The 18495-nt window shown below is 68.1% G+C and carries 18 protein-coding genes; 4 read left to right on the forward strand and 14 right to left on the reverse strand.

The annotated features are described in order from the left end of the window. The first annotated feature begins 144 nt into the window (after window positions 1–144). Entirely contained in the window at window positions 145–975 is an 831-nt protein-coding gene (locus VLK31_RS29315; RefSeq protein ID WP_409172005.1) for an intradiol ring-cleavage dioxygenase, read from the forward strand. Window positions 976–1076: 101 nt separating this feature from the next. Continuing rightward, a complete protein-coding gene (locus tag VLK31_RS29320; RefSeq protein ID WP_409172006.1) occupies window positions 1077–1835 on the forward strand; it encodes a sulfite exporter TauE/SafE family protein in 759 nt (252 codons plus the stop codon). 48 nt (window positions 1836–1883) lie between these two features. Here VLK31_RS29320 and VLK31_RS29325 read toward each other — a convergent pair whose 3' ends face one another. The 4 genes from VLK31_RS29325 to VLK31_RS29340 are packed head-to-tail and all read right to left on the reverse strand — an operon-like array spanning window position 1884 to window position 4457. Then, on the reverse strand, window positions 1884–3344 hold the full coding sequence (locus VLK31_RS29325; RefSeq protein WP_409172121.1) for a DHA2 family efflux MFS transporter permease subunit: 1461 nt from the start codon (window positions 3342–3344) through the stop codon (window positions 1884–1886). Between the two features lie 5 nt (window positions 3345–3349). After that, the gene (locus VLK31_RS29330) at window positions 3350–3769 is read right to left on the reverse strand and encodes a VOC family protein (protein WP_409172007.1); all 420 of its coding nucleotides are present in this window, start codon (window positions 3767–3769) and stop codon (window positions 3350–3352) included. Between the two features lie 37 nt (window positions 3770–3806). After that, complete coding sequence (locus tag VLK31_RS29335; RefSeq protein ID WP_409172008.1) at window positions 3807–3998, reverse strand: hypothetical protein; 192 nt, start codon at window positions 3996–3998, stop codon at window positions 3807–3809. A gap of 21 nt (window positions 3999–4019) precedes the next feature. Further along, complete coding sequence (locus VLK31_RS29340; RefSeq protein WP_409172009.1) at window positions 4020–4457, reverse strand: VOC family protein; 438 nt, start codon at window positions 4455–4457, stop codon at window positions 4020–4022. 133 nt (window positions 4458–4590) lie between these two features. Between VLK31_RS29340 and VLK31_RS29345 the strand changes: the two genes are divergently transcribed. After that, window positions 4591–5244, forward strand: coding sequence for a TetR/AcrR family transcriptional regulator (locus tag VLK31_RS29345; RefSeq protein ID WP_409172010.1), 654 nt, complete (start codon window positions 4591–4593; stop codon window positions 5242–5244). A 30-nt stretch (window positions 5245–5274) separates the two neighbouring features. Here VLK31_RS29345 and VLK31_RS29350 read toward each other — a convergent pair whose 3' ends face one another. From VLK31_RS29350 to VLK31_RS29370, 5 genes are all read right to left on the reverse strand, one after another. Continuing rightward, window positions 5275–5766 (reverse strand): MarR family winged helix-turn-helix transcriptional regulator, encoded by a 492-nt coding sequence (locus tag VLK31_RS29350; RefSeq protein WP_409172011.1) that lies wholly within the window; start codon window positions 5764–5766, stop codon window positions 5275–5277. Between the two features lie 46 nt (window positions 5767–5812). Continuing rightward, window positions 5813–7570 carry an acyl-CoA dehydrogenase family protein gene (locus tag VLK31_RS29355; RefSeq protein ID WP_409172012.1) on the reverse strand — a complete coding sequence of 586 codons (1758 nt, stop codon included), beginning with the start codon at window positions 7568–7570 and terminating at the stop codon, window positions 5813–5815. 33 nt (window positions 7571–7603) lie between these two features. Beyond that, entirely contained in the window at window positions 7604–9346 is a 1743-nt protein-coding gene (locus tag VLK31_RS29360; RefSeq protein ID WP_409172013.1) for a tannase/feruloyl esterase family alpha/beta hydrolase, read from the reverse strand. Window positions 9347–9386: 40 nt separating this feature from the next. Then, window positions 9387–10127 carry an ABC transporter ATP-binding protein gene (locus VLK31_RS29365; protein ID WP_409172014.1) on the reverse strand — a complete coding sequence of 247 codons (741 nt, stop codon included), beginning with the start codon at window positions 10125–10127 and terminating at the stop codon, window positions 9387–9389. A 368-nt stretch (window positions 10128–10495) separates the two neighbouring features. Further along, window positions 10496–12307, reverse strand: coding sequence for an ABC transporter permease subunit (locus VLK31_RS29370; protein ID WP_409172015.1), 1812 nt, complete (start codon window positions 12305–12307; stop codon window positions 10496–10498). On the opposite strand from VLK31_RS29370, the gene VLK31_RS29375 reads away from it, so the two are divergent. After that, window positions 12306–12533 carry a hypothetical protein gene (locus VLK31_RS29375; protein WP_409172016.1) on the forward strand — a complete coding sequence of 76 codons (228 nt, stop codon included), beginning with the start codon at window positions 12306–12308 and terminating at the stop codon, window positions 12531–12533. The genes VLK31_RS29370 and VLK31_RS29375 overlap by 2 nt on opposite strands. Before the next feature lie 170 nt (window positions 12534–12703). Here the strand turns inward: VLK31_RS29375 and VLK31_RS29380 are convergent, their stop codons facing one another. The 5 genes from VLK31_RS29380 to VLK31_RS29400 all read right to left on the reverse strand — a co-directional run bounded on the left by VLK31_RS29380 (window position 12704) and on the right by VLK31_RS29400 (window position 18412). Continuing rightward, the gene (locus VLK31_RS29380) at window positions 12704–13744 is read right to left on the reverse strand and encodes a branched-chain amino acid ABC transporter permease (RefSeq protein WP_409172017.1); all 1041 of its coding nucleotides are present in this window, start codon (window positions 13742–13744) and stop codon (window positions 12704–12706) included. Between the two features lie 34 nt (window positions 13745–13778). Continuing rightward, window positions 13779–14915, reverse strand: coding sequence for an ABC transporter substrate-binding protein (locus tag VLK31_RS29385; RefSeq protein WP_409172018.1), 1137 nt, complete (start codon window positions 14913–14915; stop codon window positions 13779–13781). Window positions 14916–14980: 65 nt separating this feature from the next. Beyond that, entirely contained in the window at window positions 14981–15745 is a 765-nt protein-coding gene (locus VLK31_RS29390; protein ID WP_409172019.1) for an SDR family NAD(P)-dependent oxidoreductase, read from the reverse strand. Between the two features lie 22 nt (window positions 15746–15767). After that, a complete protein-coding gene (locus VLK31_RS29395) occupies window positions 15768–17642 on the reverse strand; it encodes a feruloyl-CoA synthase (protein WP_409172020.1) in 1875 nt (624 codons plus the stop codon). Beyond that, window positions 17639–18412, reverse strand: coding sequence for a crotonase/enoyl-CoA hydratase family protein (locus tag VLK31_RS29400; protein WP_409172021.1), 774 nt, complete (start codon window positions 18410–18412; stop codon window positions 17639–17641). Before VLK31_RS29400 ends, VLK31_RS29395 begins: the two co-directional genes overlap by 4 nt. Window positions 18413–18495: the final 83 nt, after the last annotated feature.

Below are 18495 nucleotides of genomic sequence, written 5' to 3' on the forward strand. Positions count from 1 at the left end.
GGCAATTCTGGCGCAGCCGGGCACGACCGTTCCGCTGGGCGGAAAAATCATTTGCGCCCCGGGTGCTTTCATGGGCGCGGCATGCGGCCTACAGTGGGCCCCAAAGTGCCCCCTACACACCAGAGACAACACGGAGACGCCACGATGCGCAACCTCGACCAGGACAACATCACCCAGGCCGTGCTCGCACGCTTTGCCGACACGCCCAGCCCGCGGCTGCGCGAGATCATGACCAGCCTCGTGCAGCATGTGCACGCCTTCGCCCGCGAGGTGAAGCTCACCGAGGAAGAGTGGTTTCAGGGCGTGCAGTACCTCACCGCCACCGGCCAGAAGTGCGACGACAAGCGCCAGGAATTCATCTTGCTTTCGGACGTGCTGGGCCTGTCGATGCTCACCATCGCCATGAACAACGACAAGCCCGCCGGCTGCACCGAGGCCACCGTGTTCGGCCCCTTCTACTTCGACGGCGCGCCCGAATACGAACACGGCGACGACGTGGCCAACGGCGCCGAGGGCGAGCCCTGCGACGTGTACGCCACCGTGCGCGGGCTCGGCGGCGAGCCGGTGGCCGATGCGGTCGTCGACGTGTGGCAGGCCGATGCCGGCGGCCATTACGACGTGCAGCACGCCGGGCTCGACCATGCGGAAAACCGCGGCACGCTGCGCACCGCCGCCGACGGCTCGCTGCACTTTCGCAGCGTGGTGGCGGTGGCCTACCCGATACCGGTCGACGGCCCCGTGGGCGACCTGCTGCGCGCCACCAAGCGCCACCCGTGGCGGCCCGCGCACCTGCATTTCAAGATCGAGGCGCCGGGCTACGAGCGGCTCATTACCCACGTGTTTCGCGACGGCGACGAGTGGCTCGACTCCGACGCGGTGTTCGCGGTGCGCCAGTCGCTGGTGGCGCCGTGGACCCGGCAGGCCAATGGGCGGTGGCGGCTGGACTTCGACTTTGTGCTGAACCCCACGCGCTGACCCTGCTGAGCTCTTCGAGGAGACCAGCGGGCCCCGCCTCATCCTGCTACCCTCGCCAAGCCTGCCGACCCGGTGGGCTTTTTTTCGCGCTGTTCATTCCCATGGCCTTTCCCCTGATCACCGACCCGCACTTCTACGCGGTCGCCATTCCCGCCGTGCTGCTGCTCGGCATCAGCAAGAGCGGCTTTGGCGCGGGCTTCGGTTCGCTCGCGGTGCCGATGATGGCGCTGGCCGTCACCGTGCCGCAGGCGGCAGCCATCCTCATGCCCTTGCTGCTGCTGATGGACGTGCTGGGCCTGGCCGCGTTCCGGCGCGACTTCGACCGCTCCCTGCTGAAGTTTTTGATTCCGTTCGGGCTGCTGGGCACGGTGATCGGCACGCTGCTGTTTCGCATGCTGTCGGCGCACACGGTGGCGGGCATCGTGGGTGTGTTCACGCTGGTGTTTCTGGCGCAGCGCCTGCTGTTCCCGCCCAAGCCCAACGACCCGCTGCCTTCGCGCGGCATGGGCGCGGTGCTGACCACGGTGTCTGGCTTCACCAGCTTCATTGCGCACGCGGGCGGCCCGCCGATCAATGCCTACGTCATTCCGCTGCGGCTCACGCCGGTGGTGTTCACGGCCACCATGGCGTACTTCTTCTTCGTGGTGAACCTGAGCAAGTGGATTCCCTACGCCTGGCTCGGCCTGATCGACCTTCGCACGCTGGCCACCTCGCTGGTGCTGATGCCCATCGCGCCGTTCGGCGTGTGGGTCGGCATTCGCATTGCGCGGCGCATCGACGCGACTTGGTTCTATCGCTTCGTGTACCTGGGCATGCTGCTGACCGGACTGAAGCTGGTGTACGACGGGTTCCTGGCCTGAGCGTCGCAAGGTGGTGACGGGCGTGAAGCCGCCGCCATGGCGTGCCGCTCACGAAGCCGGCGCTCCATCGGTTGCCGTTTCTTCTTCGCTCTGCGTGAGCACCGGCACGGCGGGGCGCAGCAGCAACGCACCGATGAGGCCCGCCATCGCCGCGAACGCGGCCCCCAGCAGAAACGCCAGGTTGTAGCCACCGGTGAGCGCCAGCGGCAGTTGCGCGCCGGCCGCTTCCATCGACGCGGTGCGCGCGGCCGCGGCGCTGGCCAGCACGGCCAGGCCCAGCGCGCCGCCCATCATGAAAGCGGTGTTGACCACGCCGGAGGCCAGGCCCGAGTCGGTGGGGCGCACCTCGCTCATGGCCGCCAGCAGCAGCGGGTTCAGTGCCATGCCCGCGCCCAGGCCGAGCAGCACCATGCCGGGCAGCACGTCCGCCACAAAACTGCCGCTGACCGGCGCGCGCGCAAACAGCGCCAGCCCGATGGCCGCCAGCCACAGCCCGCCGGCCAGCGGCTTGCGAATGCCGAAACGCATCACGATCTTCGCGGACAGCCCGAGCGAGAACACCGCCATGAGAATGTTGGCCGGCAGAAAGGCCAGGCCGATCTGCATGGGCGTGTAGTTCAGCACCAGCTGCATGTACAGCGCCGAGATGAAGAACCACGCGAACATGGCCGCGGCCCACAGCACGCCCACCACGTTGGCCACCGACACGCTGCGCAGGCGGAACAGGCCCAGCGGCATCAGCGGGTGCCGCACGCGCGACTCGATGGCGATGAACACCGCCAGCAGCGCCACGGCCGCGCCCAGCAGCCCCAGCGTTTGCGCGGAGGCCCAGCCGGCCTCGTTGCCATTCACCACGCCGTACACCGCGAGCATGAGCGACAGCGTGACGCTGAGCGCGCCGGCCACGTCCAGCTTTTCGCCGTGCGCCTGGCCGCGCGCGGCGGGCAGCAGCGCCACGCACAGCGCATACACCGCCACGCCGATCGGCAGGTTCACCAGAAAGATCCAGTGCCAGCTCAGCGTGCTCGTGAGCAGGCCGCCCAGCAGCACGCCGATGCTGCCGCCGCCCGCGCACACGAAGCCGTACACGCCCATGGCCTTGGCGCGGTCGGTGGGCGTGGTGAACAGATTCATGATGAGCGATAGCGACACGGCCGACACCACCGCGCCGCCCAGGCCCTGCACCGCGCGCGCGGCCACCAGCAGGCCCTGCGAGCGCGACACGCCGCAGGCCAGCGAGGCCAGCGTGAACAGCACCAGCCCCGCGAGAAACACGCGGCGGTGGCCGTACAGGTCGCCCAGCCGCCCGCCCAGCAGCAGGAAGCCGCCGAAGGTGAGCATGTAGGCGTTGACCACCCACACCAGCGAGGTCTCGCTGAAGCCCAGGTCGGTGCGAATGGATGGCAGCGCCACGTTCACGATGGTGGTGTCGAGCACGATCATCAGAACGCCCAGGCACAGCACCATCAGGGCGAGCCAGCGCTTGCGGTTGTCGGGCGTGCCGCTCATGCGCGTCACAGCAGGGGCTTGCCGCCGTTGACGAGCCAGGGCGTGCCGAAGCGATCGGTCACCATGCCGAAGACCTCGACCCAGAAGGTCTTGCCGAAGGGCATGGTCACCTTGCCGCCGTCGGCGAAAGCGTCGAACACGCGCTGGCCTTCGGCCACGGTGTCCAGCGTCAGCGCAACGCCAAAGCCCTTCATGCCTTCGTAGGGCTGGCCGGGCATGGTGTCGGAGGCCATGAGCATGCCGTCGCCATAAGTCAGCGCGGCATGCATGATGCGGTCCGCCGCGCCGGGCGGGAACTGCTCGGCGCCGGGCGCCTGGGCCATGGTCATCATCGTGTGCAGGGTGCCGCCGAGCGTCTTCTCGTAGAAGCGCATGGCCTCGGCTGCGTTGCCGTCGAACGTGAGGTAGGCGTGAATGGGGGACATGAGGTTTCCTTGGAGAGTTACTTTTCGGTGGCCGTCTTCAGATGGGCTGCAGCGTGAAGTCGGCCATGTTGTGGCCTTCGAAGGGCTGGACGAAGTCGAGCTTGATCGCCACCTTCGACGAAGGCACCGACTCGACGATTTCCATGCGTCCCGCGCCCGCCTGGCTGTTGCCCTCCCACGCACAGGTGGCGCCCTTGCCGCTGGCCGTGCCGCCAAAGCTGCGCTTCATTCATGATGGCGCGGCGCAACGTCAGCTCGGTTGGGCCACCACCAGCAGCCAGGCCACGCCGAAGCGGTCGTTCAGCATGCCGAAGCTGGAGGTGAAGAAGGTCTTCATCAGCGGCTGCAGCACCTGGCCGCCATCTGCCAGCGCGTCGAACCACTGGTGGGCCTCGGCGTCGGTGTTGGCGGTGAGCGCCAGCATCACGCCCTTGAACTCGGCCCGGCCCGAGCAGCGGCCGTCGGACACCATGACCTCGGTCTCGCCGATGCGCACCACCGCATGCATCACCTTGTCGGGCGACGGCATGGTGCCACTGCAGCTTTCGTCGGCATTGCCCGACGGGGCTTGCGCAGGCGCATCGCTGTAGCGCATGAGCTGGACGACTTCAGCGCCAAGCGCCTTCTTGTAGAAGCCGATGGCCTCGTCGCAGCGGCCTTCGAACGAGAGATATGACTGGACTTTCATGGCAATTCCTTTGAGCGGAGTGAGGTGTGCGGTAAGCCCGCCGGTGTATTGGCCCGCAAACAATCTGATTACCTTGTGTACACCGTACACAAAGAATAGCAAGGACAATGGACAGTGTCCACATGGAATTTCGATGAAGCTGAACAACGTCCCCGAAAGCCTGCCGCCCGCCCGCAGCACCTACCGCCACGGTGACCTGCGCCGGGCCTTGTTGGACGCGGGCATCGAGCTGGCGCGCGACGGCGGCCCCGACGCGGTGGTGCTGCGCGAAGCCACGCGGCGCGCGGGCGTGGTGCCCAACGCGGCCTACCGCCACTTTGCAAGCCGCCGCGAACTGCTGATGGCCGTGCGCGAGGCCGCGCTGGCCACCGCCGCCGGCGCGATGGAACAGGAACTGGCCGTGCTGCCGGCCGACCAGCCGCCCGCCGATGCCGCACGCGCGCAACTGCGCGCCGTGGGCACCGCCTACCTGCGGTTCGCGCAGGCCGAGCCCGGGCTGTTCCGCACCGCGTTCGTCATTTCCGACGAGGGTGCCGGCGCCCTTGGGCCCGACAAGGCCGGTGCGGGTGGGCTCGACCCGTTCCAGCTGCTGTGCCAGGCGGTCGACAGCCTGGTGGCGGCCGGCGTGCTCGACCCGGCGCGGCGGCGCAATGCCGAATACCTCGCGTGGTCGGCGGTGCACGGGCTGGCGCTGCTCATCATCGACGGGCCGCTGCGCGAGCTGCCGGCCGATGCGGCGCACGGGCTTGGCCAGCAGCTGATCGACATGGTCGAGCGAGGCCTCTGAGGCCGCTACAGCCTCCGCATCCGCTACCGGCTAGAGATACATCTTCTGCAGCAGCTTGATCAGCGTCTCGCGCTCGCGGGCGCTGAGCTTGGCGCTGGCGTCGGCCTCCAGCTGCACCACGGCCTGCTCGGCCTCGCGCACCAGCGTGTCGCCGGCGGGCGTGAGGTGCAGGCCCACGGCGCGGCCGTCGTGCGGATGCGGGCGGCGCTCGATGAGGCCCCGGCTGTCCAGCGTGGCCACCAGGCTCACCAGGTTCGGCGGCAGGATGTCCAGCGCATTGCACAGCTGGCGCGACGTGGCGCCGGGGTTGTGCGCCAGCAGCGAGAGCACCGAGAAGTCGATCTGCTTGAGCCCGTAGGGCGCCATGCGCTCCGCGAAGAAGGCGCTGACGACCAGCCACGCGCGGCGCGCGTTGTAGCCGACCAGGGCTTCGAGCATGCGGGCGTCGAGCCGGTCCGGCTTGCCTTGCGGCGCCACGGCTGAGGGGCCTTTGGCGGCAGCGGATTTCGGGGAAGAGGGCATGGGGTGAGCGTAACTTGCGGCAAGTGCAGAACGGGGGCAGGCAGGGCTACTTGGCCTCGGCCGTGGGGGCCGCTGCTTGCGCCGCCGCATGCGTCAGCGCCACCGTCTCGCAGGCCTTCTTGACGATGCCCAGGCGCATCTCGAACTCGGGCAGCACCCAGCGCCGGAAGGCGGCCGCCGCGCGGGCCTTCGATGCATCCTGCGGCACCGCAGCCTCGATGCGCGCCCAGGCCCACGCCATCAGCGTGAGCACGGTCACGCGCAGGTAGTCGTCCGCCACCTCATACGGCAGCACCGGGTTGGCATGCGCGGCCATCGCCACCGTGGTGCCCAGGTAGCGCAGTTGCGCCAGGCGGCGCTGCACGTCGGCATCGGCCTCGCGCGAGGCGTCCAGCGTGTCGCGCAGTTCGAGCAGCACCGCCGACATGCCCGCGCCGCCATCGGGCAGCACCTTGCGCACCAGCAGGTCGATGGCCTGGATCTCGTTGGTGCCCTCGTAGATCATGGTCACGCGCGCGTCGCGCACCACCTGCTCGATGCCCCATTCGCGCACATAGCCGTGGCCGCCGAACACCTGCAGGCATTCGCTCGCGCCCAGAAAGGCCTGCTGCGTGCACGCGGCCTTGAGCACCGGCGTGACGAACGCACACCAGCGCTGCGCGCGCTCGCGCGCCTTGGGGTCGGTGTCGTGCACCGCCACGTCGAGCATCAGCGCGCTGCGGTAGGCCAGGGTGCGCGTGCCGTCGATCCAGGCGCGCTGCGTGTCCAGAATGCGGCGCACCGCGGGGTGCTCGGCAATCAGGTCGGCGCTCTCGCCGCCGCGGCTCGCGGGCACCGGGCCGGGCGCGCGCATCTGGCGGCGCTCGGCGGCATAGGCATCGGCCTTCTGCCAGGCGGCGTCGAGCAGGCCGATGCCTTGCAGCGCCACATGCAGACGCGCCGAATTCATCATCACGAACATCGCGGCCAGGCCGCGGCCGGGCTCGCCGACCAGCCAGCCGGTGGCGTCGTCGAAGCGCAGGCTGCAGGTGGGGCTGCCGTGCAGGCCCATTTTTTCTTCGATGCGTTCGCAGTGCACTGTGTTGCGCGTGCCGTCGGGCAGCAGCTTGGGCACCAGCACCAGCGACAGGCCCTTGGGGCCGGCCGGTGCATCGGGCAATCGGCACAGCACCAGGTGCACGATGTTCGGCGTGAGGTCGTGCTCGCCGCCGGAAATGAATATCTTGCCGCCGCTCAACCGCAGGCTGCCGTCGGCCTGCGGCGCGGCGCGCGTGCGCACCTGGCCCAGGTCGCTGCCGGCGTGGGCTTCGGTGAGGCACATGGTCGCGAGCCATTCGCCGGTGGCAATCTTCGACAGGTAGCGCTGCTTCAGCTCGTCGCTGCCGTGGTGCTTGATGCAGGCATAGGCGCCGTGCAGCAGGCCGGGCGCCATCGTGAACCCGTGGTTGGCCGCGCTGAGCCATTCGTAGAGCACGGCTTCGAGCACCGCGGGCAGGCCTTGTCCGCCGTCTTCGGTCGCGGCCGAGAGCGCGGGCCAGCCGCCATCGACGAAGGCCTGGTAGGCCTCGCGAAAGCCCGGCGGCGACACGACATCGCCATTTGCAAAGCGGCAGCCGACTTCGTCGCCGCCCCGGTTGAGCGGTCCCACCACCGCGCCGACGAAGCGGCCCGCCTCTTCGAGCACCTGCGACTGCAGTGCCTCGTCGACCTCGGCAAAGGGCGCGAGCGCGGCCAGGCGCGCGGGCGCGTCGAGCACGGCGTTGAGCAGAAAGCGAACGTCGTCGGGGCGGGGCTGGTAGTCCATGGAGGCGCTTGTTGTCTTCAACCGATCAGGGTTTCAGGGGGTTGGGAGCTTGCAGGCGAAGCTGCTCGCGCGTTCGGTGTCGCCACCGGTGTAGGTCGCGACTTGCGGGTAGGGACACAGCGGCCGCGTGCGTTGCGCCGACCAGTTGGCCGGCACCTCGGCATTGGGCACCGGCGTGCCCGCGCCGCGCGCGGAAGCGGTGACCGATGCGGGCGCCTTGCCCTGCTCGACCCAGTCGACCAGCGCGCTCAGCATGTCGAACTGGTCGGTGGCCGGGCCGCCCGCGCAGTGGTTCATGCCGGGCACGGGAAAGTAGCGCGCAAAGGCGGAGGCATCGCCGCCGTTGGCGGCCTGCACGCGCTCGTACCAGGCGGCGGTGTCGTTCGATGAGAACACCGGGTCGCTGGTGCCGTGGTACACGATCATGCGGCCGCCCTTGTCGCGCAGCGCGCCCAGGTTGGCCGCGTCCGGCGGTGTCATGAACGACAGTGCCGACACGCCGAACACGCCGTCGGTCGCTCCGATGCGCGGTGCGTCGCGGTCCATGTCGAAGCCCAACGCAAAGGGCAGGCCTTGCGCCCGGTCGGCCAGCGGCGGCGTGCTGAAGATGAAGGCCACCGCGCCGGCGTCGCGCGTCTGCGGGCTGGCGAACTTCCAGTCGCGCCAGTTGCTGCCGCTCACGCCCGCGTCGAACGGAAAGCTGCTGTAGATCGGCTGACCCGCGCTGTTGCGCGCGCCCTTGAACACATTGGCCAGGGCCGTCTTCTGCGGCGCGCTGAGGCACTGGCCGTCGCGCACGCCCGCGGCGCAGGTGGGCACGGCAGTTTGGATGTCGAAGCGCGTCTGGCAGGCCTGCACGTTCGACACGATGCCGTCGGCCAGGCCGTCGAGCGCGTCGCAGCGCTGCAGCACCTTGTCGGCGACCAGTGTCATCTCCGCGGGTGTGAAGGCGCTCTGCGTGTCGGGCTGGCCGGCCGGCGTTTTCGCGCTGGCCACGGCAGCGTACTGCTGCGCGCCATAGAGCTGCGCCACCGCCGCCTTCGGCAGATTGAAGCCGGGGTCGCCCGCGAGGATGCCGTCGTACTGATCGGCCGAGCGCACCGCGGCCACCATCGCATGGCGCCCGCCGTTGGAGCAGCCGCCGAAGTAAGAGCGGTCGGGCGCGCGGCCGTAGGCCTTGGCGATGAGGTTCTTGGCCATGGGCGTGAGCTGCGCGACGGCGTTGTAGCCGTAGTCGAGCCGCGCCTGCGGGTCGAGCCCGAAGCGCGGTCCCATCGCGCCCGCGTGGCCGGCGTCGGAGCTGATGACGGCAAAGCCCATCTGCAGCGCGCTGCTGCGCGGCCCGCCAACGCCCACGCCGCCCAGTGCGGGCACCACCACGCCGTCGAGCCCGCCGTTGCCCTGATAGAAAAAGCGGCCGTTCCATGCCATGGGCAGCCGCATTTCGAAGCCGATGGCGTAGCGCTGGTTGTCGGCCGGGCTCGTGCGCTCGTTCATGCGGCCCTGCACGAGGCAGTGCGCCGGCGCGCTCATGGCCACGCCGCCGACCGTGACGGTGCCGGCGGGCACTTCGGTGGCCGATGTGTAGACGGTGCCCGGCAGCGCGGCGCGGGCTGCAAGGTCGGTGCAGGTCTGCAGCGTGCCGGGGCGTGCGGCGGCCAGGGGCGCGTGCGGCGCGCGCTGCGTGGTGGGTTGGCCCGCGCAGGCCGCGAGCAATGCGGCAACGCCGAGCGCGGTGGCGCACAGGCCCAGGTGAAGGTGGCGCTGTCGTGTCATGTCGTCTCCTTGCCGCGCGAGCCGCGGCTTTGCTTTGTGGTCAGGCGGCCTTCTTGGCCGCACCCAGGTAGGTGTCGATCACGCGCGAATCGACAGCCAGTTTCCTGGCTTCGCCTTCCAGGCTCACGCTGCCCATTTCGAGCACATATCCGTGGTCGGCCACTTCGAGCGCGGCGCGTGCGTTCTGCTCCACCAGCAGGATGGTCACGCCGGTGGCGCGCAGTGCATCGACGGTGCGAAAGATCTCCTGCACCACCAGCGGGGCCAGGCCCAGGCTGGGTTCGTCGAGCATGAGCAGGGTGGGGCGCGACATGAGCGCGCGGCCCACGGCCAGCATTTGCCGTTCGCCGCCCGAGAGCGTGCCGGCCAGTTGCGCGCGGCGTTCTTTCAGGCGCGGGAACAGCGTGTACACCTCGTCGATGCGGTCGCGCCATTGTTTGTTGCGCAGGCGCACCTGGCGAAACGCGCCGAGCACGAGGTTGTCTTCCACCGGCATGGTGCCGAACAGTTCGCGTTTCTCGGGCACCAGTGCAATGCCGAGCATCACGCGTTCTTCGAGCGAAAGGGCCGAAATGGATTGGCCTTTGAATTCAATGACACCCTTCGAAGGCAACACCCCCATCAGTGCATTGAGAAGGGTGGACTTGCCGGCGCCGTTCGGCCCGATCACGGTGACGACGCTGCCCTGGTCGGCCTGCAGGTCGATGCCGTGCAGTACCTCGGCGCGGCCGTAGCCGACGTGCAGGTCTCGGATGCGTAGCAGGGGAGGGGTGTTCGTCATGTCGGTTGCTGCGCTGCTGGGTGCTTTGGTTGTTTGGGTCGGTTGTTTGGAGCTCGTGTTCGGGGCGCGTGCACAGGCCGCCGGGTACTCCCCTCCGCGAATGTCCCCCGGGGCTTCGCCCCTCCTCCTTTATTTCGCTGCGGGGAGCACCCGACGCCCTGTGCACCTGGGCACGCTCTGGGTGTTCCGCTGATCAACGACTGCTCCGAATAACGCACACGCCGATGGGGTGCCTTGCGCAGCGAAATAAAGGAGGAGGCCGAAGGCCGGGGGACATTCGCGGAGCAAGGCACCCCGTCGGCGGGGGCGCGCCCTGAACAACAGCGCCCCGCAGACACAGCGCGACGCAACGAACAGATGACACGCATCTAGTGCTCCGTCCCAAGGTATGCCGCACGCACCTTGTCGCTGCCCTGCACCTCTGCCGGCGTGCCCTCCATCAGGTGCGTGCCGAACTCCATCACCACGATGTGGTCGCATATGTCCATCACCAACCCCATGTCGTGCTCGACCAGCAAGATGCTCATGCCCTCGCCGCGCAACTGCCGCAGCACCTTGCCCAACGCTTCCTTTTCCTTGTGACGCAAACCTGCAGCAGGCTCGTCCAACAACAGCAACGCCGGGTCGGCGCACAACGCGCGCGCAATCTCCAGCAGACGCTGCTGACCCATCGCCAGGTTGCCTGCAATCTCGTGCAGATAGTCGCCCATGCCCACGCGCTGCAACTGACGCTCCGCCTCGCGGAACAGCGCGCGCTCTTCGGCACGGTCGATGCGCAACATGGCTGCAACGGCGCCCTTGCGCCCACGCAAGTGCGCACCCAGCGCCACGTTCTCCAGCACCGTCATGTCCGCCACCATCTTCACGTGCTGAAAGGTGCGCGACACCCCGCGCTGCGCAATCTGCCGCGCACCGAGCCCGCCGATGGCCTCGCCACGGAAACGCACCGCGCCGCCCGACAGGCCCAACACGCCCGTCACCAGGTTGAAGGTGGTCGACTTGCCCGCGCCGTTCGGCCCGATCAGGCCCACGATCTGCCCGGCGCGGGTTTGAAAGCTGATGTCGTTCACCGCCACCAGCCCGCCGAAGGTCTTGCGGATGGCCTGCACGTCGAGCACCACTTCGCCGGGGGCCGGCTTGGCGCGCGCGGGCAGGTCCTTGGCGCCTTGCCAGTCGACGCTGCGGCGCGGGCGCGGCAGGCGTCGGTCGACGAAGGCCCAGAGCCCTTCGGGCAGGTACTTGAGCACCAGCACGATCATGATGCCGAACACGATCAGCTCGTAGCTGCCTGCCGTGCCGATGAGCCTGGGCAGCAGCACCTGCAGCTGGTCTTCGAGCAGCTTGACCACGCCCGCGCCGGCAATGGCGCCCCACACGTGGGCCGCACCGCCGAGCACGGCCATGAAGAGGTATTCGATGCCCATCTTCAGGCCGAAGGGCGACGGGTTGACTGTGCGCTGGAAGTGCGCGAACAGCCAGCCCGAGATGGACGCGAGCATGGCGGCCAGCACGAAGATGCCGATCTTGAAGCGCAGCGTGTTCACGCCCATGGCCTCGGCCATCTGCGAGCCACCGGCCAGCGAGCGAATGGCGCGGCCGCTGCGCGAGTCGAGCAGGCGGATCACCGCGAAGGACGCCAAAATTGCAAAGGCCCAGACGACGCCGTAGAACAGTCGCTGTTGGCCAAACTCGAAGCCGAACAGCGACAGGCCCTTCACGCCCAGAATGCCGTCGTATTTGCCCAGCGCCTCGAGGTTGCCCATGAGGTAGTACAGCGCCAGTGCCCACGCAATGGTGGCCAGCGGCAGGTAGTGGCCCGACATGCGCAGGGTGATGGCGCCGATGAGCGCGGCGCTCAAGCCCGTGAACGCCAGGCCGATGAACAGCGTGACCCATGGCGACAGGCCGGTGTTCACGGTGAGGTAGGCGGTGGTGTACGCGCCAATGCCGACGAACGCGGCCTGGCCGAAGGAGGTGAGTCCGCCCACGCCGGTGAGCAGCACCAGGCCCAGCACGGGCAGTGTGTAGATGCCGATGTAGTTGAGCTGAATGATCCAGAAGTCGGGCAGCGGCAGCAGCGGCAACGCGATCAACACAAGGATCAGCGCGAGCGGGCCCCAGGTGCGCAGCAGACTCTTGTCTGGCGCCTGGGTTGAAGAAGGGTTGAGGAGCGCTTCCATGTCAGTTGTCGTCCATGGCGTTTTGTTTCGCCAGTTGCTTGTGTTCTTGGTGCTGTTCCTGGTGCCGTTCCTGGTGCCGTTCCTGGTGCCGTTCCTGGTGCTGTTCAGGGCGCGTGCGAAGGCCACCGGGTGTCTCCCACCGCGAATGTCCTCCGGCTTCGCCTCCTCCTTTATTTCGCTGCGGGAGACACCCGATGCCCTTCGCACCTGGACACGCCGCTGGTGATCGCGCGATCAGCCACTTCTCTGTACAACGCTCACGTCGATGGGGTGCCTTGCGCAGCGAAATAAAGGAGGAGGGGCGAAGCCCCGGGGGACATTCGCGGAGCAAGGCACCCCGTCGGCGTGAGCGTCGCCCTGAAGCACCCAAGGCACAGCAAGAAGGACAGAACACCATCAATGCTCCTCATCCGAATGCCCACTGCGCAAAGAGCGCCACAGCAGCACAGGAAGAATGATGGTGAACACGATCACCTCCTTGAACGAACTGGCCCAGAACGACCCGAACGCCTCGATCACCCCCACGGCCAACGCACCCAACAAGGCCCCCGGGTAACTCGCAAGCCCGCCGATCACGCCAGCAACGAACCCCTTCAGACCGATGAGAAAACCCGAGTCGTAAAACACCGTGGTCGTAGGCCCGATCAACAGCCCCGACAACGCACCGATGAGCGCGGCCATGGCGAACGTTAGCTGACCCGCCGCCTGCGTGGAAATGCCCATCAGCCGCGCACCCAACCGGTTCACCGCCGTCGCACGCAACGCCTTGCCGTACAGGCTGCGCTCGAAGAACAGGTACAGCAACACGATCAACGCACCCGACATGCCGAAGATGATCAGCGCCTGCCCGCTCACGTTGAGCGGCCCCACCGCCATGCGCTCGTCCCAGAACGGCGGGTTGCGAAAACCCTCCGCGCCAAAGAACAACAAGCCCAGCCCCGTCATCGCAAAGTGCACGCCAACCGAAACGATCAGCAGCACCAGCGAACTCGCGCCCGCCAGCGACTGGTAAGCCACCCGGTACACCAGCGGCCCGAAAGCCGTGACGATGGCTACGGTCAGCACCGCCTGCACCATCAACGGCAGGTTGCGCGGCCCGGCCCAGGCCGACACCGCGCAGATGACGGCTGGCAGCGCGAAGGTGCGCAGCGCCGCCATCAGCCCGGCCACCGCGCTGCCGCGGTGCCGCCAGGTCGTGACCAGGTCCATCAGCGCTGCCACGCCGGCCAGTATCAGCAGCAACCACACCGTGCCCGGCGTCTTGCCGGTCTGGAAGATCGCCAGCGTCAGCGCACCGTACGCCACGAATTCGCCCTGCGGAATGAAGATGACGCGGGTCACCGTGAAGACGAGCACGATGCCCATGCCCAGCAGGGCATAGATCGCGCCGTTGGTGAGGCCGTCCAGCGTCAGGATGCTGGCGATTGAGAAATCCATGGCGTGAGGTGCAGGCTGCTGAGGCTGAAGAAAATTACTGCTCGACCTTGAAGGCGCCGTTCACCACCTTGAGCATCACGCCGGTCTCGGTCGTGTAGCCCCAGTGGTCCTGCGCCGTCCAGTTCAGCACGCCGTGCGCGAGCACCGTGCGGCCCATGGTCTCCAGCGCATCACGCAGCGCGGCGCGGAACTCCGGCGTGCCGGGCTTGGCCTTCTTGAGCGCGACCGGAATCGCTTTTTCAAGCACCGTGAGCGCATCGGCCGAGTGACCCGCGAACTGGTTGCGCGAGCCCGGGCCGTAGACCTTTTCATAGCCCTGCACAAAGGCGACTGCAGCAGCCTTCGACGGGTGGCTGTCGGGCAACTGCTCGGCCACGGTGGCGGGGCCCGACACCACGAAGGTGCCCTCGGCGTCCTTGCCTGCCGTGCGCATCAGGTCTTGCGTGGCGGCGGCATGCGTCTGGTAGACCTTGCCCTTGTAGCCGCGCTCCATCACCGCCTTCTGCGGCATGCCGGCGCCGCTGCCGGAGGCCACGATGAGAATTGCGTCGGGGTTGGCCGAGGTGAGCTTCAGCACCTGGCCGGTCACGCTGGTGTCGGCGCGCGCAAAGCGCTCGGTCGCAACGATCTTGATGCCGTTCTTGGCAGCCTCGGCGGTCAGCGCCTTGAGCCACAGCTCGCCGTACGCATCGGTGTAGCCGAGGAAGCCGACGGTCTTCACGTTCTGCTTCTTCATGTGCGCGACCACCGCGAAGGCCATCACGTCGTTCGACTGCGGCAGGCGGAAGAACCACTTGTCCTTGCCCGGCGGCAGGCCGGCCGGCGCGGTGGAGATCTGCGGCGTGCCGGCCTCGGCGGTCACGTCGGCCATGGGAATGGCGACGGGCGTGGCGCTGGAGCCGACGATCACGTCGACCTTGTCTTCCGTCACCAGGCGCTGCGCGTCCTTCACGCCCGTGGTCGGGTCGGTGGCGTCGTCGAGCACCACCACCTTGAGCGTTTCGCCCGCGATGGTCTTGGGCCAGATGGCGATGCCGTTCTTCACCGGAATGCCCAGGCCCGAGGCCGGGCCGGTGAGCGGCTGCACCACGCCGATGGTGATGTCGGCATGGGCCAAGCCCATGGCCATGAGCGCCAGCACGGCGGCGAGGGTGGTCTTCTTGAAGGTCATCGGTGTCTCCTGATGGGTCTTGTTGAATCTGCGAAGCGGTAACGAACGAAAGAACGAAAGATGGCTCAGCGCGGCGCCATGCGCAGCGCGCCGTCCAGGCGAATCACTTCGCCGTTGAGGTGGCCGTTGGTAACGACATGGCAGGCCAGCTCGGCAAATTCCGAAGGCTTGCCCAGGCGCGGCGGGAAGGGAATGGACGCGGCCAGCGAGTGCTGCACGGCTTCGGGCAACTCCAGCAGCAGCGGCGTGGCGAAGAGGCCGGGTGCGACGGTGCACACGCGAATGGCGTGCTGTGCCAGGTCGCGTGCCATCGGCAGCGTCATGCCGACCAGGCCGCCCTTGGAGGCGCTGTAGGCCTGCTGGCCCACCTGGCCGTCGAAGGCTGCTACGGAAGCGGTGAAGAGCATCACGCCCTTTTCGCCGTTGTCGAGTGCGGCCAGCTTGGCGCAGCGCGCCGCGAAGAGGCGCGCCATGTTGTAGCCGCCGATCAGGTTGATGTTGACCACGCGCACAAAGTCTTCCAGCGGCGCGGGGTTGCCGTCCTTGCCGACGATGCGCTTGGCGCTGCCGATGCCGGCTACGTTCATCAGAATGCGCGCGGGGCCGTGGGCGGCTTCGGCCTTGTCGAGCGCCGCGTTCACGCTGTCGGTGTCTGTGATGTCGCAGACGCAGGCGATGCCGCCAATCTCTGCGGCTACTTTTTCAGCGAGCGCGGCATTGCGGTCGAGCACCGCGACCTTGGCGCCCAGCCGTGCGAGCTCGCGCGCGGTGGCTTCTCCCAGGCCCGATGCGCCGCCGGTGACGAGGGCGGCTTGTCCTTCGATGTTCATGGTGTGTGGTCTCCTGAAATGCTTATTGACGTGGTGTGAGGGTGAAAGGCAGCGTGCCGCCGTGCATCGCATCGGCCAGCGCGGCGCGGTGCTTGAGCACGGCGCGCTGGTTGATGGAGCCCTTGTCGGTCACCTCGCCCTTGTCGATGGAGGGCGGCTCGGCCATCAGGTGCAGCCGCGCGATGCGGTTGGCGCTGCCGGTGCCCGTGGCGGACAGTTCGTTGGCCACCTGCTGAAAGTGCGCCTGCACCGGCGTGCTTTCGAGCACCTGTTGCATCGTGGCGTCGGCGCCCAGGCCCGCGAGCTGGCGCACCTTCTGCGTCGGGAAGATCAGCGCGCCCACTTCCTTCAGGTTGATGCCGGTGAGCACCGCGTCCTGCACGTAAGGCGCGCCGGCCGCGATGATCTTCGCGCGCAGCGGGCCCACGCTCACGAAGGTGCCGGTGGCCAGCTTGAAGTCTTCGGCAATGCGGCCGTCGAAGCGCAGGCCGCGGTGAATGTTGGCGTCGTCTATCCACTGCACCGCGTCGCCGGTGGAAAGAAAGCCTTCTTCGTCGAAAGCCTCGGCGGTGGCGTCCGGCGCGCGCCAGTAGCCGGGCGTGATGTTGGGGCCGCGGTAGCGCACCTCGGTCTTGCCGTCCACGTCGATCAGCTTGAGCTCGATGCCCGGCGCGGGCAGGCCCACGTCGCCCGACTTCACGTCGGGGCCGGTCACGTACAGCGCGAACGGGCCCGACTCGGTCATGCCCAGGCCGGTGCCCATGACGATGCGCTCGCCCACTTCAGACTCCTGCGTCTTGTGCAGGCTGTCCCACACGGGCTGCGACAGCGCGGCGCCCGAGTAGAAGAACATCTTCACGCGCGACAGCAGGTTGCGCCGCAGCACGGCGTCGGTTTCCATGGCGTGCGCAATGGCTTCGAAGCCGGTGGGCACGTTGAAGTAGATGGTGGGCGCAATCTCGCGCAGGTTGCGCAGCGTCTCGGCCATGCCGGCGGGCGTGGGCTTGCCGTCGTCCACGTAGAGCGTGCCGCCGTTGTCCAGCACGATGCCCACGTTGTGGTTGCCGCCGAAGGTGTGGTTCCAGGGCAGCCAGTCGACCAGCACCGGCGGCTCGTCGCCCAGCGCGGGAATCGACTGTCGCAACTGCTGCTGGTTGGCGCACCACATGCGGTGTGTGTTGATCACAGCCTTGGGCATCTTGGTGGAGCCCGAGGTGAAAAGAAACTTGGTGATGGTGTCGGGGCCGGTGGCGCGCATCGCTTCGTCGATGGCGGGCGTGGTCGGTGTGGAGGCCAGTGCGTTGAACGCGGTGACGGCGCGGCCTTCGAGCGTGCCTTCGGCTATGACCACCTCGGTGTCCGCAGGCACGACGGCGGCAATGGCGCGGCCGTAGCGCGCGGCGTCGGTGGCGAACACCAGGCCGGGCGTGAGCGTGTCCAGCACGTGACGCAGCTTTTCGAAGTCCTGGCTCACGAGCGAGTAGGGCGGGGACACCGGGCAGTAGGGCACGCCGGCGTAGAGGCAACCGAGTGCGAGCAACGCATGCTCGATGCCGTTCTCGCTGAGGATGGCGACCGGTCGCTCCGCGCTCAGGCCCCGGTTCAACAGCGCCTGCCCGATGCTGCGTGCTTCTTCCAGCGCCTGCGCGTAGCTCACGCGCAGCCAGTCGCCGGTGCTGCCGTCGGCCAGCCGTTCGCGGCGGGCGATGAAGGTGCGATCGGGCGCGTGTTCGGCCCAGTAGGCCAGGCGGTCGGTCATGCGCTCGCGGTAGGCATCGAGTTGCGTCTCGGCCTTCAGGTACCGAGTGCCCGGCGCGCCGTCGCGCAGCGTGGCGCGCGTGACGCCGAAGGCCAGGGGGCGGTAGCGAACCGCGGTAGCTGCTGGAGCGGCGGTCATCCTTTGCTCACCTTGGCCGCACGGCCTTCGAGGAAGTCGCGCACGCGCGCCTTGGCTTCGGGCGCGGCCTGCACGATGCCCGACATCAGGGCCTCGGTGAAGAAGCCGTGGTCGGCCGACTGCTCGGCGATGCGCGGCAGTGCGTGCATCAGCGCGTAGTTGGTCAGCGGTGCGTTGGTGGCGATGCGCTTGGCGAGCTCCAGGGCCTTGTCGAAGGCGGTGCCCTCGGCCACCAGGTACTGCGCGAAGTTGGCGCGCTCGCCGTCCTCTGCGTTGTAGACGCGCCCGGTCATCATCATGTCGGTCATGCGCGCCACGCCAATGAGCTTGGGAATGCGCACCGAGCCGCCACCGCCCACGAAGATGCCGCGCGAGCCTTCCGGCAGTGCGTAGAAGGTGCTGCTGTCGGCCACGCGAATGTGGCAGGCGCTGGCCAGCTCCAGCCCGCCGCCGACCACCGCGCCGTGCAGCGCGGCAATCACCGGCACCGGGCCGTGCTGGATCAGGTCCAAAGCCGCGTGCCAGGTGCGCGAGTGCTGCATGCCCTGGCCGGCGTCGCGCTCCTTCAGCTCGCTCAGGTCGAGGCCGGCGCAAAAGTGCGGGCCTTCGCCGTCGAGCACCGCGGCGCGCACGGTGGAGGGCAGCTTTTCGAAGGCGTCGCGCAGCGCGAAGATCAGGCCGTCGGACAACGCATTGCGCTTGGCACCGCGCGTCAGGCGGACGATGGCGACTTCGTCGCGGATGTCGATGTGCAGGTCTGGATTGGTCATGATGGTGTTCGGGGTTGCGTTGGATTATGGTTATGAGAAATAATCAATTCAAGGCACTTGAGGCCCCCCGAACCTAGGGACTT

Origin of the sequence: Variovorax sp. H27-G14 (assembly GCF_046156345.1) — a bacterium.
Classification (GTDB): Bacteria; Pseudomonadota; Gammaproteobacteria; order Burkholderiales; family Burkholderiaceae_C; genus Variovorax.